This is a genomic window from Limnobacter olei, assembly GCF_029087225.1.
Lineage (GTDB): Bacteria > Pseudomonadota > Gammaproteobacteria > Burkholderiales > Burkholderiaceae_B > Limnobacter > Limnobacter olei.
In genome coordinates this window covers 1-14,515 of record NZ_JARFJD010000012.1, presented here as the reverse complement: position 1 = coordinate 14,515, position 14,515 = coordinate 1, and the positions used below count along the sequence as shown (strand labels likewise).

The 14,515-nt window shown below is 52.2% G+C and carries 12 protein-coding genes and 1 tRNA gene; 7 read left to right on the top strand and 6 right to left on the bottom strand.

Going from position 1 to position 14,515, the window contains the following annotated elements:
• Positions 1 to 77 precede the first annotated feature (77 nt).
• The gene (locus PY990_RS08485; RefSeq protein WP_275271250.1) at positions 78 to 2,003 is read left to right on the top strand and encodes an amidase family protein; all 1,926 of its coding nucleotides are present in this window, start codon (positions 78 to 80) and stop codon (positions 2,001 to 2,003) included.
• Between the two features lie 70 nt (positions 2,004 to 2,073).
• Here PY990_RS08485 and PY990_RS08480 read toward each other — a convergent pair whose 3' ends face one another.
• From PY990_RS08480 to PY990_RS08465, 4 genes are all read right to left on the bottom strand, one after another.
• Complete coding sequence (locus tag PY990_RS08480; protein ID WP_275271249.1) at positions 2,074 to 2,922, bottom strand: ABC transporter ATP-binding protein; 849 nt, start codon at positions 2,920 to 2,922, stop codon at positions 2,074 to 2,076.
• A gap of 22 nt (positions 2,923 to 2,944) precedes the next feature.
• The gene (gene ntrB, locus PY990_RS08475; RefSeq protein WP_105029289.1) at positions 2,945 to 3,811 is read right to left on the bottom strand and encodes a nitrate ABC transporter permease; all 867 of its coding nucleotides are present in this window, start codon (positions 3,809 to 3,811) and stop codon (positions 2,945 to 2,947) included.
• Between the two features lie 28 nt (positions 3,812 to 3,839).
• On the bottom strand, positions 3,840 to 5,159 hold the full coding sequence (locus PY990_RS08470; protein WP_275271248.1) for a CmpA/NrtA family ABC transporter substrate-binding protein: 1,320 nt from the start codon (positions 5,157 to 5,159) through the stop codon (positions 3,840 to 3,842).
• Between the two features lie 332 nt (positions 5,160 to 5,491).
• Positions 5,492 to 5,905, bottom strand: a complete 414-nt coding sequence (locus PY990_RS08465) for a hypothetical protein (RefSeq protein WP_275271247.1) — start codon at positions 5,903 to 5,905, stop codon at positions 5,492 to 5,494.
• Between the two features lie 68 nt (positions 5,906 to 5,973).
• On the opposite strand from PY990_RS08465, the gene PY990_RS08460 reads away from it, so the two are divergent.
• Positions 5,974 to 6,063: transfer RNA gene (locus PY990_RS08460), tRNA-Ser, on the top strand.
• Positions 6,064 to 6,225: 162 nt separating this feature from the next.
• On the opposite strand, the gene PY990_RS08455 is transcribed toward PY990_RS08460, so the two are convergent.
• Positions 6,226 to 7,557: a FecR family protein gene (locus PY990_RS08455; RefSeq protein ID WP_275271246.1), complete on the bottom strand. Its 1,332-nt coding sequence runs from the start codon at positions 7,555 to 7,557 to the stop codon at positions 6,226 to 6,228.
• A 180-nt stretch (positions 7,558 to 7,737) separates the two neighbouring features.
• Here PY990_RS08455 and PY990_RS08450 point away from each other — a divergent pair, with 180 nt between their 5' ends.
• Together PY990_RS08450 and PY990_RS08445 are read left to right on the top strand one after the other, a co-directional pair.
• On the top strand, positions 7,738 to 9,264 hold the full coding sequence (locus PY990_RS08450; RefSeq protein ID WP_275271245.1) for a flavin-containing monooxygenase: 1,527 nt from the start codon (positions 7,738 to 7,740) through the stop codon (positions 9,262 to 9,264).
• A complete protein-coding gene (locus tag PY990_RS08445) occupies positions 9,261 to 10,085 on the top strand; it encodes an SDR family NAD(P)-dependent oxidoreductase (protein WP_275271244.1) in 825 nt (274 codons plus the stop codon). Before PY990_RS08450 ends, PY990_RS08445 begins: the two co-directional genes overlap by 4 nt.
• A gap of 12 nt (positions 10,086 to 10,097) precedes the next feature.
• Here the strand turns inward: PY990_RS08445 and PY990_RS08440 are convergent, their stop codons facing one another.
• Positions 10,098 to 10,871 carry an SDR family oxidoreductase gene (locus PY990_RS08440; protein ID WP_105029282.1) on the bottom strand — a complete coding sequence of 258 codons (774 nt, stop codon included), beginning with the start codon at positions 10,869 to 10,871 and terminating at the stop codon, positions 10,098 to 10,100.
• A 55-nt stretch (positions 10,872 to 10,926) separates the two neighbouring features.
• On the opposite strand from PY990_RS08440, the gene PY990_RS08435 reads away from it, so the two are divergent.
• Genes PY990_RS08435 through PY990_RS08425 form a run of 3 tightly spaced genes read left to right on the top strand, consistent with a single transcriptional unit; the run spans position 10,927 to position 14,393 of the window.
• The gene (locus tag PY990_RS08435) at positions 10,927 to 11,376 is read left to right on the top strand and encodes a gamma-glutamylcyclotransferase family protein (RefSeq protein ID WP_275271243.1); all 450 of its coding nucleotides are present in this window, start codon (positions 10,927 to 10,929) and stop codon (positions 11,374 to 11,376) included.
• 22 nt (positions 11,377 to 11,398) lie between these two features.
• Positions 11,399 to 12,889: a glycerol kinase GlpK gene (glpK, locus tag PY990_RS08430; RefSeq protein WP_275271242.1), complete on the top strand. Its 1,491-nt coding sequence runs from the start codon at positions 11,399 to 11,401 to the stop codon at positions 12,887 to 12,889.
• On the top strand, positions 12,882 to 14,393 hold the full coding sequence (locus PY990_RS08425; RefSeq protein ID WP_275271241.1) for a glycerol-3-phosphate dehydrogenase/oxidase: 1,512 nt from the start codon (positions 12,882 to 12,884) through the stop codon (positions 14,391 to 14,393). Before glpK ends, PY990_RS08425 begins: the two co-directional genes overlap by 8 nt.
• Positions 14,394 to 14,515 lie beyond the last annotated feature (122 nt).

Here is a 14,515-nt window from a genome sequence, read left to right as displayed (position 1 = left end):
AAGCCGCCTCTAATCAGTGAATTCGGGCATTGGGCTTGCAATGAAGGGGGATGATTTCAACAAAGAAGGACCCTTTCATGAACACATTGATCAAACTCATTTCGCTTCTTGTGATCGTCGCTTCAGCGGCTTGCAGTTCAGATGAAACAGCTTTCACGGGGGCACCCGGAGGTTCAAGCGGCTCTCCGACCGATCCAGCAGAAGGCGGCGAAGACCCACCAGTAGAAAATCCCGAACCAGAGATTTTTGTGGATAAGTCACTGCGACCACCTGCAGAATTTTTTGAGTTGGTGGAAGCAGACATGCAAATGGTGCATGACACATTTGCTGGTCGAACAAAAATGCGGGATGGAAGCACCTTGACCTGCGAAGCATTGACCAAAATGTACATTGAGCGAATTTTTATGTACAACGACAACCCGCAACCCAATGGTGGTTTGCCGATTAGTGCGGTTTTGGCGATTAATCCGCAAGCGTTGGAAATCGCAAAAGGACTGGATGCACAATACGCCGCTGATGGCGGTGTAGGCGATCGCTATTTGCATTGCATGCCTGTGTTGTTGAAAGACAATTACGACACCGTTGATCACCCGTCCACTTCTGCGTCGTATTCCATGTTGGGTCATCAGGCGGGGGTTGATGCACCCTCTGTGGCCGGTTTGCGCAAGGCTGGCGCCGTTATTTTGGGTAAGGCGCATCAAGACGAATTTGCGTATTTCACCACCGGGTTTTCAGGGCGTACTGTACTGGTAACCAATCCATACAACACACAAGAGAGTTCGGCGGGTTCGTCGTCGGGGTCCGGTGCTGCGCTGGCCTCCAATTTCGCGATTGGAGGCACAGGTAGCGATACTTGTCAGTCTATCCGGCACCCGTCATCGGTCAGTGGACTGGTGGGAATTCGACCCAGTATCGGTGTTATTTCACGCAAGGGAATTTTTCCGCTTTCACATATCCGTGACACCGGCGGGCCAATGACACGTTCAGTGCGAGACTCTGCGTTGATGTTGACGGCAATGGCGAGCATTGATCCTGTGGATGATCCGGACACTGCTTTGTTTAAAGCTGAAGACCGTCCCGACACTTACCTGCGCTTTCTGGACCGTGATACGCATGGGGTGAAAGGCAAGAAAATCGGTGTGTTGCGCCAACTAGGCACCAGCACCACGCCCGCGGGAACAGGTGAGCAGGGTGCTTTGATTGCTCAAGCTGTGGCCAAGATGCGTGAAATGGGTGCCGAGGTCTATGAGGTGTTCCTGCCAAGTTTTCAGAATCGTGGCGGCGGCTCAACGCACTACGACACCAATCGCTATTTCTTTGAGTTTGTTCGCGATGGTGGAAAAAGCCCGCGCAAATGCTTGAGCAGCGCGTTTTTCGCGAGCAATCCCGATGTATTGCCCAATTGTGGTACCACTGAAGGCATTCTTGAAACCTTGCGGGTGGGCCCACGTACTGCCGGGCTTGTTGCTGTAAGCGCTTCTGGTGATCCGGGTGGAAAACCCACACAAGCCCAAATCGATGCCATTGCACTGGAACGCGATTACGTGACCAAGGTGATGAATGGGGAACTGGACGCCTTGGGTGACAAACAGGCCATGGTGCTGGATGCTCAAGGTAATGCAGTCAAGGTCAAGCTTGATGCACTGGTGTTGTCTCCAGGCCCGACGGGTGGGCGCACTTGCGATTTCGGTTCAACCACGCAAATGGGCTCGATCGTGGTACCAGTGGGTTTTGATTCACAGGCAGGAACTCCAAGAGGCATGGAAATTTTCGTGCGGCGTTTTGATGAAGGCACAGGATTGGGCATTGCATTTGATTTTGAGCAGGCTACGTTGCACCGCCGTGCGCCGGACATTGCATCGTCGCCCCTGTATGCAAACCAAACCATTGGTGAATTCAACAGCCGTGCGCAAATGGCCTTGATGAAGGCACAGTTCGAGGCGCCCGAAGATTTGCCTGTGGAAACGTATGTACAGGCTTTGAGGGATTTGACTGGATTGTAATGAATGTAAGCGTCAATAAAAAAACCGCTGTGGTTAATGAAACCACAGCGGTTTTTTATCAGGCGTTAAATCAAGCTGAAGCAGTTTGTTTTTCTCCAGCTTTTTTCTGTTCACGCAGTTTGCCTATGCTTTCTACTTTGCGCTGTTTCTCGTGCAGGAAGCTGAGCACCTCATGGCGATAGTGGTTGTAAGTGGGGTCGTCGGCTAGGGCCAAACGGTCACGAGGGCGGGGCAGGTCGATGTCCAGAATTTGACCAATGGTGGCTGAAGGGCCATTCGTCATCATCACAATACGATCAGACAACAACACGGCCTCGTCCACATCGTGGGTAATCATGACCACGGTGTTCTTCAACTCATTCTGAATTCGCATCACTTCGTCTTGCAGGTGAGCACGCGTCAGCGCATCCAGTGCACCGAAGGGTTCATCCAACAGCAACACCTTGGGTTCCATAGCCAGTGCGCGGGCAATACCCACGCGTTGCTTCATGCCACCCGATATTTCAGAGGGCAAACGATCCAGCGCATGGCTCATGTTCACCATGTCGAGGTTGTGCAAAATCCATTCACGTTGCTCAGCTTTGCTTTTCTTGCCTTTGAATATTTTTTCAACAGCAATTTCCACGTTTTGATACACCGTCAACCAGGGCAGCAGGGAATGGTTTTGGAACACCAAAGCGCGGTCAGGTCCAGGTGCGTTCACTTCCTTGTTGTCGACAATCACCACGCCCTCGCTGGCGGTGAGCAGGCCAGCAATGATGTTAAGCACTGTGGACTTTCCGCAGCCCGAGTGGCCAATCAGTGAAATGTATTCGCCACGATTCACCTCCAGGTTGATGTCCTTCAACACTGGGTTGACAATTCCGTTGCGCTCGAAACGCATTTGTACTTGCGAAATACTCAAGAAACGATCGCTCATTTTTAACTCCTTGTGTTCTGCATTAACCGGCAGATGTGCCGCGCGTAATTTTCTTGCCCACCCAGGCGACGCAGCGGTCGAGGATGAAACCGACGATGCCCACATACACCAGCGCCAAAACGATGTCGCTGATCAGCGAGCTGTTCCAAGCGTCCCAGATGAAGAAGCCGATACCCACACCACCAATCAGCATTTCTGCCGCAACAATTGCCAGCCAACTCAGGCCAACACCGATGCGCAAACCCGAGAAAATATACGGTGCTGCTGCGGGTAACATGATTTTCCAGAAGTACTCAATGCCGTTGTGTTGGATGACTCGTGACACGTTGCGGTAGTCCTCAGGAATATTGCGGATACCCACTGACGTGTTGATGATGATCGGCCAAATGGCTGTGATGAAAATCACGAATATTGCAGACGGGTTTCCATCTTGAAAGCCAGCCAGTGACAAAGGCAGCCAGGCCAGTGGAGGCACTGTGCGCAGTACCTGAAACAGTGGGTCAAGCCCGCGTAAAGCCCATGTGGATTGGCCCACCAACACACCCAGCGCAACACCCACCACCACAGCCAAGCTGTAACCCATGGCTACACGTTCAAGGCTTGCCAGGATTTGCCAAGCCATGCCCACATCGCTTCCGCCGTTGTTGTAGAACGGGTTGGTGATCAATTCCCAAGTGTCGGTAATCACCTTGCTTGGGCCTGGCAAACGGGCACCTTCGCCGCTGCACAGAATTTCCCAGATCAACAGCAAAATGCTCATGATTACGATCGGAGGAACAATCTTGCCCATGCTCTCCTTCAATTGCTTGAAGGCGGCGGTTTCAACAAAGGGTTTGCTTTTTACCTTGGGGGCGGTTTGCAGTCGCTCAAGTGTGTCGGTATTCATCATGATGATGTGTCCTTAGTGCTTAGATGAATCAAGCCTTCAACGCTTTAATGGCCAAGCTGTCGAGGTACGCCTTTGGGTTTTTCGGATCAAACACCTTGCCGTCGAAGAATTTTTCGATGCCGCGAGATGTGCTGGTCGGAATGTCTTTCGTAGCCACACCCAGTTCTTTTGCTGCGCTTCTCCAAATGTCTTCGCGGTTTACTTTCTTGATCAGCGCGTTGGTATCCAGCTTGCTGGGCAGGTAGCCCCAGCGCTGGTTTTCCGTGATGAACCAAAGGTCGTGACTTTGGAATGGATAAGACGCTTGGTTGCTCCAGTACTTCATCAGGTGCTTGCTGTTGTCTTCGATACGGCCAGTGCCATAATCGAATTGACCTTTCATGCGCTCAATAATGTCGCCTACCGGTGCGTTGATCCAGCGTCGCTGTGAACAGATTTTCGCCACTTCATCTTTGTTGGCTGGGTCATCGCAGAACATTTGCGCTTCCATGACCGCTTTCAGAATGGCCTTGGTTGCATTTGGATTGGCCTGCACATAATCGGCACGCAAGCTGAGCGCTTTTTCTGGGTGGTTGTTCCAAAGCTCGCCTGTGGTGACCGCGGTGTAGCCAATTTTCTGGTGAATCAGCTGGAGGTTCCAGGGCTCGCCCACACAGAATGCATCCATGCTGCCCACTTTCATATTGGCGACCATCTGGGGTGGAGGAACCACAATGGTGGATACGCTGTTATTGGGGTCAATGCCCGCAGCAGCCATCCAGTAGCGGATCCACAAGTCGTGCGTACCGCCCGGGAAAGTCATTGCTGCGCTAACAGGTTTGCCGCCGCCTTTTTTGGCTGCCAGTGCTGCCTTGAACTCCGTGGCGTTGGTGCCTACTTTTAGGTCTTTGAATTCATTGCTCACTGAGATCCCTTGGCCGTCTAGGTTCAAGCGGCACAGAATATTCATTGGCACCGGAATATTGTTGGTGGTGATGGCACCAGTGGTGAGCAGGTAGGCCATAGGTGTCAGCAGGTGTGCGCCGTCAATGCCGTTGCCTGCCGAGCCCAGTACCAGGTTGTCGCGGGTGGTGCCCCAAGAAGACTGCTTCAACACTTCAACATCGGTCATGCCGTGTTTTTTGAAGAACCCTTTTTCATCAGCCACAAACAATGGTGCGGCATCGGAAAGCGCGATGAATCCCAACTTGGCTTTTGTGGTTTCCAGTTTGGTGGACTGGGCCATGACGATGGAGGGGGCGCCAAAACCAGCCAGCAGGGTTGAACCCCACACCGCTGCAGATTGTTTGATAAACGTGCGACGTGTCTCCGACAACTCGGTTTTTTTGTCTGTTGGTTTGTTGCTCATGGTGTGCGTCCTTCTAAATTCAACACAAGAAAAAACGGCGCACATCACCACACCTGCCCAAGCAAGTTTGGGATGGACGCCGTTGTCCGGTACTTCAATCACTTCAATGCAATTGACCCGATCCGTCGTTGGTCATGGTCTCAGTACATACTTAGCAGAATGTGTGCCATGCAAAAAAGGGGTGCACGTGTGTGAAATTGAGTTAAATCAGTGCGGGATTTCAGGCTAATTTTGGTGCGCGGAACGAGTTTGGTGCGGCGCACCAAATAAATCGGTGCGCCGGTTTTGATGAATGTGGTGCATGCACCGGTTTGATGTGCGTGTTTCGGTGCTTATTTTTGAAGTGCGCGAATACCCACCCAAGCAAAGAAAAGGGCATAAGCCAAATCGATGAGTCCATAGCTTGAATAGAAAAGCGCGAGCAGTGGTGTTTCCTCACGGATGATTGGCAGCATGTCTGATTTGCTGCTGATCCAGATGACCCAGGTGTAAACGTAGATCGCCTTCTCGAATGCAAATACAAAGCAGATTGCTGGTAATTGATGCGCTTGTCTGGCCACAGCCAAGTACGCCAGACCCCATACCATCACCATGAAAGTACCGAAATCAGAAAAGACTTCGGGTGATAATTTGTGAAAGGCCGTGTTGGTGAAAAACTCGCTGGCGGCGAGCATGCCGAATATATTGGTAAAGCCGGCGGCAATAAAGCCCAGAAAAATGAACCGGTTATTTGCGGTGCTGTTCAAAAGTTGTCTCCGTTTGTTGTTTTGAGTGTTTTTGGATACTACCTGAATACTATATACTTGCGTCCCATGGAGAAGTGCGAGAGCGGCTGAATCGGCCTGACTCGAAATCAGGTAAGGGGGCAACCTCTTCGAGGGTTCGAATCCCTCCTTCTCCGCCAAAAAACAGAAAGCCCCGAAAGGGGCTTTTTGTTTTTGCAGCGGACATGAGCAAAGCCCCTGCGGGCTTTGAGTGAGGGATTCGAAGCTTTTCGCCTATGAGCGAAAAGCCGGGAGAATCGACACACCCAGTGACGCGTGAAGCGGCACGCAGGTGCGGCGTGTCAGCCAGGTAATCCGTCTGTCGGCAATCCGGGCAAACCGCCCAATTCACCGCCCAGTGCATCAGCACCAGATGAAATACCGCTGCTCAGTGTGCCCAGCAAATCGCCTTCCGGAATTTCGGGCAGGCCTGAACCGCCAGCGCCTTGAAGTGCAGATTGCAAGGTGTCTGCGCCGCCCAATATACCGTCGACCAAATCGGCCAGCCCACCCTCAACTTCGGCGGGCAGAGCGGGTGTGCCACCACCCAAGCTATCCAGGTTGGGAACCTCGGTGCCCATTTGGCTCAGTACACCTTCCAGTACATTGTCGATTTCAACAGCAACATCTCTTAAACCCTGCAGCAATTGATCGTAGGGGTCTACCTGTTCGCTGATGGGTTGTGTAATGCCATCGGCTAAATCAACCACGCTGGTGACTAAGCCACCGTCTGTCGGGTCTACATTGGGCAGCGCGGAAATTAGTGTATCCAGGCCAAGGTCGGTATTCACAGCTTCTGAAAGCGGGTTGGTAATCGGGCTTAGTGGTTCGCCCAGTGGTGTTTGGTTAACGCCATCCACCAGTTGTTGTACAAGGCCTGCCTGCGGTGTGCCTTCTCCAGTGGTGGCAACCAAAGCATCATGCACGTTTTCAAGTACACCCAAACCCGTTTGCTCCACTGCAACTGCAATGTTGTCAGGAGTCGATTCAGGGTTGCTCTGGCTGTTTTGTACAGCATCCTGAATTGGCTGAAGAATGCTTTGTTGCAAGTTGTCCTGAGTCAGGTTTTCAGTGGCAAATTCCTCAAGGCTTTGTGGGCTGTCTTGAGAAGAAAACTCACCAGCACCAACGCCCCCAAGGCCACCACTGCCAGCGTTGCTTGTGCCGGTGCTTGTGCCTGTTCCCGCATCGCCGCTTCCAGAGTCGCCAGAACCACCTGCGAGGAATGCGCCTGCTGCCACAGCGCCTGCACCCGCCAAGCCGCCACTGCCTGCACCAAGAAGGCCGGCACCAAACAGGCCAGCCACGGCACCGCCCTCGGCTGCGGCGGAATTCTCGGCCAGTTCGGTGGTGAATTCAAAACATTCACCGTCTTCAAGCACCACGATTTGCTGCTGGCCGTTGGCACCTGTTTGTTCACCCAGTGTCAGCTTGCCATTGGCGGTCATCACACCCGCCGCAGGAATTTGTCCTTCAGTTCCGGGAAACTCGAGCGCCAAACGTCCATTTGCGCCTGTGACCACTTCATCACCCGGAAGCAGGTAATCGCCTGCCTTTACAGCCACAGTTTCACCGTTGCGGCTTACGTTGACTTCGCCTTCAAGGTCTTTGATCAATGCTTGGGGTGCGGCCATGGGTTTGCTCCTGAATTGTTGGATTTGTGTTTAACATCCATCAATTTTGCTAGTACGCCAATTTTTTAATCCTCCAATTAGGGGGAGGGTTCTACCCTCTATTGGTGAATTTGTAATTGACAATGACTGTTGTCAGATATACATTCACACAAGCAAAATTTTTCTGAAAAGGTTCCAGGCATGAGTGAATACACAGTTGTCATCATTGGCAGTGGTTTCGGTGGGCAGTGCGCAGCAATTAACTTGAAAAAGCGAGGCATTGAAGATTTCATCATGCTAGAGCGCCGGGACTTCATGGGGGGAACCTGGTGCCAAAATTCATACCCTGGCGCCGCCGTTGATGTTCAATCGCTGTTGTATTCAATTGAAAGCGAACCTTACGACTGGAGCCAAATGTTTGCTGAAGGTGCAGAGCTTCAGCAATACACCGAGCACGTGATCATCAAGCATGGCCTGCGTGAGAAAACCCGCACAAACAGCAATGTGCAGCGCACCGAGTGGCACGAGAACGAACAACGCTGGTATGTACATTTGCAAACAGGCGAGGTGATCAAGGCGCAGTTTGTGATTAACGCCTCCGGTCCCTTGAGTACACCCGTGATTCCGAACTTCAAGGGTCGCGATACATTCAAAGGTAAAACTTTTCACACCAATGCCTGGGATCAGCAATACGACCACAAAGGCAAGCGGGTGGCCATTATTGGCAGTGGTGCCAGCGCGGCACAGGTTATTCCGGCTATTGCGCCTGAAGTAGGGCATTTGCATGTATTTCAACGTTCACCCCATTGGGTGCTGCCGCGCGCAGACCGTGTTTTCAAGCCTTGGCAGCGCGCTTTGCTGAAAGTGAATCCCATTCGCAAACTGGCCCGGTCAGCAATTTATTGGGGATTGGAAAGCCGTGTTATTGCATTCAAGTACTCAGACTTTGCATTGAAGAATATTGCGCAGCGCGAGGCACTGCACCACATCAAGAAGCAGATTAAAGATCCCGAACTGCGAAAAAAAGTAACACCCGATTTCACCATTGGCTGCAAGCGGATTATTTTGAGCAACACGCTGTACCCCGCTTATTGCCGCCCCAATGTCAGCTTGCACGACAAGACCGACGGCATTGCAGAGATTAATGAAACCGGCATCAAGACACTAAGCGGCGAGCAGATTGAGCTGGACTGCATTGTGTATTCCACGGGTTACGATGCCACTGACGGTGTAATTTCCTACCCGGTGGTGGGCAAGGGCGGCACCAAACTGGCCGATGTGTGGAATGAGTTTCCACGCGCTTATTTGGGTACCACTGTGCCGCAGTTTCCCAACCTGTTTATCGTGACCGGTCCGAATACCGGTATTGGGCATACTTCAGCAATTTTTGTGATTGAGGCGCAGATGCATTACATCATGCGTGCCATTGCTGAAGTGAAAGCGAAAAAAGCTGCTGCCATTGAGGTGAAGCCGCAAGCCGAAGAGCGCTACACCACCCACATTCACAGCGAGATGGAAAAAACCGTTTGGAAACGCGGTGGTTGTACCAGCTGGTACAAAAGCAAAAGCGGCCATGTGGTGGCCATGTTTCCCGGCTTCAGTTACACCTACCTGCGAATGGCTAGGAATTTCAAGATGAATGACCATGTGTTGCAGGCACCTTTGGCACAGCAGCAGCCTTTACACTCCGATGAATCTGCATTGCTTACAGAAGGAGCCGCAGCATGAAGAATTTCAAAAACAAAGTGGTGGTGATTACCGGTGCAGGTTCAGGTATGGGGCGTTCGTACGCGCTGATGTTTGCCAAACTTGGCAGTAAAGTTGCTCTGTGTGATTACGATGAAAAAGGTTTGAAAGAAACCGAGAAACTGGTCATGCAAGCGCCCAATGTGCAGGTGTATGCCGAAACGCTGGATGTGTCGAACAAGGCGGGGGTGTATGCATTTGCCCAAGCGGTGAAAGCAGCGCTGGGCAATGCACATGTGATTATCAACAACGCGGGTGTGAGCGGAGAAGGTCGCCCAGTGTGGGCCTTGAGTGACGACAGCTATGAGCGCGTGATGGGTATTAACTTCTGGGGTGTTGTGCATGGCACGCGCGCATTCTTGCCGCAACTATTGGCCAACGGCGAGGGCGCTGTGGTGAACGTGTCGAGTATTTTTGGTTTGGTGGGGACACCGAGCAATTCAGATTATTGCGCCAGCAAATTTGCAGTGCGTGGGTTTACAGAATCGCTGATGGTTGAGCTTTCAAACAGCAAGGTGCAGGTGCATTTGGTGCACCCAGGCGGCATCAACACCAATATTGCCAGCAAGCCCGAGCATGAAAAATTTGCCAAAAAATTCCTGACCACGCCGCCCGATGAAATTTGTGAGTACGTGCTGAAGTGCATCCAGAAAAACGAGCCGCGCATTGTGTATGGCAACAATGCTGCACGTGTGTGGTTGGGTTCGCGCCTGGTGCCGTTCAAGCGCATGCGCCACATTCTTTGGCAACAAATGGGGCGCACGCTGAACGCTGAAGATTACAAAGGCATACAGATTAAGTAAGCCCAGTCATGTTTACACCACCAGGTAACCGCCATCCACGTTGATGCAGGCCCCTGTGGTGTAGCTTGAGGCCTCGGATGCCAAATAAAGCACTGTTCCGGCCATTTCGCTAGGCTGTGCAACCCGGTTCATCGGCACATGTTGCAGCAGCGCGCTGCGAATGGCATCGTTGTGCACCAAGGCCGATGCGAATTTTGTATCGGTTGCACCCGGTAACAGCGCATTCACACGCACCTTCATGGGCGCGCATTCTTTGGCAAAAGCTTTGGTCATTGAAATGACTGCGGCTTTTGTAATCGAATAAATACCTTGGTAGAGGCCGGGAATAACGCCATTGACAGAAGCCACATTGATAATGCTGCCACCGCCATTCTTGCCCATCAGTTTGCAGCCGTGGCTGCTCATGTAAAAGTAGCCCCGAATGTTCACATCGCAGGTTTTTTGAAAGGCGGCCAGGTCGGTGTCGTAAATTGGCCCGAAGTGTGGGTTGGTCGCCCCGTTGTTCACCAAAATATCCAGCTTCCCGAATTTTGCTTCAATTTGTTGGTACAGCGCCTCAATCTGGTCCATCTCGCCCAAATGGCAGGCCATGGGCACAGCTTTCAGGCCATCTGCTTGAAATTGCGCAGCAATTTGTTCGCAAGCCTCCTGTTTTCTGCTGGAAATAATCACCGTGGCACCCTTGCTTGCCAGCAATTCTGCACAGGCCAGGCCAATTCCTCGGGTCGCGCCCGTGACCAAAGCCACCTTATCTTGTAAATTGAACAAATCAGTTGTTGTTTTCACATCGTCTCCTTGCAGGCATTTTCTAATTGTTTTTCATCTGAAAAGGTAACATCGCATGGGCTCGGAATTTGAGCAAGACGGCAAGCATGTTTTTGTATATGGATCACTGATGTATTTGCCGGTTTGGGGGCAAGTGGTGCGGGGTGTTTATCCCTGTTTGAATGCCATTGCCAAAGGGCATCAACGCCATGCTGTGCCTGGTGAAACTTACCCGGCCATGGTGCCAAACCCGAGCGCGCAAGTGCAGGGTTTGGTGTGGCTGAATGTGTTGCCAGAGGATGTCAAGAATCTTGATGCCTTCGAGGGGCCTGAATATGAGCGCCGAGAAATTGAGGTTGTGCTCAACACCAGTGGCGAAACCTTGAAAGCCGAGACCTACATTTGGTTGAACCGGGATGTATTGACTAATGAGTTGTGGAGTGTAACCCGGTTCGAGGCCGAGGGTATGCAGGCTTTTTTGAACAAACACGTGGGCAACTGGAACAGCACCGGGCAAAGAAAGTAACAACAAGAAAGGAGATGACCGCATGGGTTTTATCTTGGCCCTGGACCAAGGCACCACCAGTTCGCGCGCCATTGTGTTCAATGCGCAGGCGCAAGTGGTGGCCAGTTCCCAGCAAGAGTTTGAGCAAATTTTTCCAAGGGCAGGTTGGGTCGAGCACCGCCCCGAAGACATTTGGAACACGCAGTTGGCTTGTGCCCGAGGCGCGATTGAAAAAGCCGGGCTTAAACCCTCTGACATTGCTGGCATTGGCATTACCAACCAGCGCGAGACCACCGTGGTGTGGAATCGAAAAACCGGCAAACCCGTTTACAACGCCATTGTGTGGCAAGACCGCCGCACGGCTGCATATTGCGACAAGTTGCGCGAGCAGGGCAAGGCTGCCCTGATTCGCCGCAGTACCGGGCTGGAGCTGGATTCCTATTTTTCAGCCACGAAAGTGAACTGGATCTTGAACAATGTACCGGGTGCCCGTGCGCAAGCTGAAGCCGGCGAACTGGCTTTTGGAACTGTGGACAGTTGGCTGATGTGGAACCTGACAGGTGGTGCAGTTCATGCAAGCGATGTCAGCAATGCATCGCGCAGCATGTTGTTGAACATCAAAACACTGAAGTGGGATTCTGAGTTGCTTGAGTTGTTTGACATACCGCCGAGCATGTTGCCACAGGTGTGTGAATCAAGCGGTGAAATTGCGCGATGTGATCCCGCGGTGTTGGGCGCAGCCATTCCAATCGCAGGTGTTGCCGGTGATCAGCAGGCAGCCACGTTTGGGCAAACTGCGTTCAAACCTGGTGAAGCCAAAAATACATATGGCACTGGCTGCTTTATGTTGATGAACACCGGCACTGAAGTGGTTGAAAGCCACAACCGCCTGCTGACCACGGTGGGTTGGCAGGTGAATGGCCGAACCAGTTACATGCTGGAAGGCAGTGTATTCATGGGTGGTGCGGTGGTGCAGTGGCTGCGCGATGGTTTGGGCATTATCGAAAAATCGGCCGATGTTCAGGCGCTAGCCGCCAGTGTGCCAAGCACAGATGGCGTGTGCATGGTGCCGGCATTTGCAGGCCTGGGCGCTCCCCACTGGGACCCGTATGCTCGTGGCACCCTGGTGGGCATGACCCGCGGCACTAACAAGGCGCACATCGCACGCGCGGCACTGGAAAGCATTGCCCTGCAAACAGTGGATTTGGTTCAGGCCATGCAGCGCGATGGCGCAAAACCGCTCAGTGAACTGCGTGTGGATGGTGGTGCGTCGAACAACAATTTATTGATGCAAATTCAGGCCGATTTGTTGGGTGTACCGGTGGTGCGCCCCACAGTAACTGAAACCACCGCTTTGGGTGCTGCTTATTTGGCAGGCCTTGCTGTGGGTGTGTTTGACACGGAGGAAAGCTTGTTGGCCAACTGGAAAGTGGATGCACGGTTTGAACCCAAAATGAGTATTGATGAACGCGGTGCACTGCTTGATCGCTGGCACCGCGCGGTAGAACGTTCCAAAGGATGGGCAGATGCTTAGTCGCAAGAAGCACCTTGAAACACTGAAACTCAAGGCACAAGCGCAGTATGAATGGGACGTAATTGTAATTGGCGGTGGTGCTACAGGCTTGGGCAGCGCAGTGGATGCTGCCAGCCGTGGTCTGAAAGTACTATTGCTAGAAGGCCATGACTTTGCCAAGGGCACCAGCTCAAGAGCCACCAAGTTGGCCCATGGCGGCGTGCGTTACCTGGCGCAGGGTAATTTCAGTTTGGTGAAAGAGGCCCTTGAAGAACGTGGCCGCATGTTGGTGAATGCTCCCAACCTGGTTAAGCCCTTGGCTTTTGTCATTCCAGTGCGCAATGTATTCCAGAAATTTTTTTACTGGATAGGCCTGAAAATGTACGACATGCTGGCGGGCAAGTTGGGTGTTGGCCCCACCACCATGATGAAGAAAAATGAGGTATTGCGTGCAGTACCCACTATTTCTCAGCAGAAATTGCACGGGGGAGTGCGCTATTTTGATGCGCAATTTGATGATGCGCGCTTGGCTATTGCCTTGATGAAAACGCTGCACAAGTTGGGTGGCCTCGCGATTAACTACATGCCAGTCACTGGCTTTGTGAAAACTGCTGAGAAAATTAATGCTGTGCAAGCCCGAGATGAATTCAGCAGCGAGTCTTTTACTTTTAAAGCAAAAGCAGTAATTAATGCCACTGGTGTGTGGGTGGACGACATTCGTAGATTGGACTTGCCAGATTCAAAACCCATGTTGAGCCCCAGCCAAGGTGTACATGTGGTGGTTGATCAGCACTTTTATCCCGCCAAGGAAGCCTTGCTGGTGCCCAAAACCAGCGATGGTCGAGTACTTTTTGTGGTGCCTTGGTTGGGCAAAACCCTGATTGGCACCACAGACACGCCCCGAAAAGATTCTCCGTGGGAACCCGACGCATTGCCTGAAGAGGTCGATTTTATTTTGAGAACGGCGGGCCAATATCTGGCCAACGCGCCCACGCGCGCCGATGTTCGCAGCGTGTTTGTCGGGTTACGACCATTGGTCAGCGCGGGGGGCGAGAAGCAAAATACCAAGAGCATTTCTCGTGAGCACACAGTGATTACCGCGCCTAGCGGATTGGTGACGATCACTGGTGGCAAATGGACCACTTATCGCAGTATGGCGGAGGAGGTGGTTGATTTGGTGTGTGAACAACAGGGCTGGGTTAACAAGCCAACCCGTACCCGCTACTTGCGTCTTGAAGACGACCTCCCCCTGCGAAAGCCTGGTTCTGCGATTCATGAAAATCTTGATTTGAATGAAGCCGAAATTGCACAGGCTGTGCTAGAAGAAATGGCAGTGACCATTGAAGATGTGCTGGCGCGCAGAAGCAGGGCGCTTTTTCTGGACAGCCAGGCTGCCCTGGCCTGTATGAATGAGGTGCGGTTTGTGTTGCAAAACGAGTTGCGTTATAGCGATGAGGAGCTTGACCGTCAGGAGGATGAATTCCGTGGGCTGGTGGCCCAATACAGCCTGCGCGCAGATTGTTAAAGTTTTTTTTAAAAAGAGCAGACATGCCCTTGCACAACGGTATTGTTTGGGGCATAATCTCGCTTCTTCACAGCGGCTGTAGCTCAGTTGGATAGAGTACTTGGCTACGAACCAAGGGGTCG

Excerpts from the sequence above, each read along its gene's own strand:
- PY990_RS08485 (WP_275271250.1), top strand. The coding sequence starts at position 78 with ATGAACACATTGATCAAACTCATTTCGCTTCTTGTGATCGTCGCTTCA.
- PY990_RS08480 (WP_275271249.1), bottom strand. The coding sequence starts at position 2,922 with ATGAGCGATCGTTTCTTGAGTATTTCGCAAGTACAAATGCGTTTCGAG.
- ntrB (WP_105029289.1), bottom strand. The coding sequence starts at position 3,811 with ATGATGAATACCGACACACTTGAGCGACTGCAAACCGCCCCCAAGGTA.
- PY990_RS08470 (WP_275271248.1), bottom strand. The coding sequence starts at position 5,159 with ATGAGCAACAAACCAACAGACAAAAAAACCGAGTTGTCGGAGACACGT.
- PY990_RS08455 (WP_275271246.1), bottom strand. The coding sequence starts at position 7,557 with ATGGCCGCACCCCAAGCATTGATCAAAGACCTTGAAGGCGAAGTCAAC.
- PY990_RS08450 (WP_275271245.1), top strand. The coding sequence starts at position 7,738 with ATGAGTGAATACACAGTTGTCATCATTGGCAGTGGTTTCGGTGGGCAG.
- PY990_RS08445 (WP_275271244.1), top strand. The coding sequence starts at position 9,261 with ATGAAGAATTTCAAAAACAAAGTGGTGGTGATTACCGGTGCAGGTTCA.
- PY990_RS08435 (WP_275271243.1), top strand. The coding sequence starts at position 10,927 with ATGGGCTCGGAATTTGAGCAAGACGGCAAGCATGTTTTTGTATATGGA.
- glpK (WP_275271242.1), top strand. The coding sequence starts at position 11,399 with ATGGGTTTTATCTTGGCCCTGGACCAAGGCACCACCAGTTCGCGCGCC.
- PY990_RS08425 (WP_275271241.1), top strand. The coding sequence starts at position 12,882 with ATGCTTAGTCGCAAGAAGCACCTTGAAACACTGAAACTCAAGGCACAA.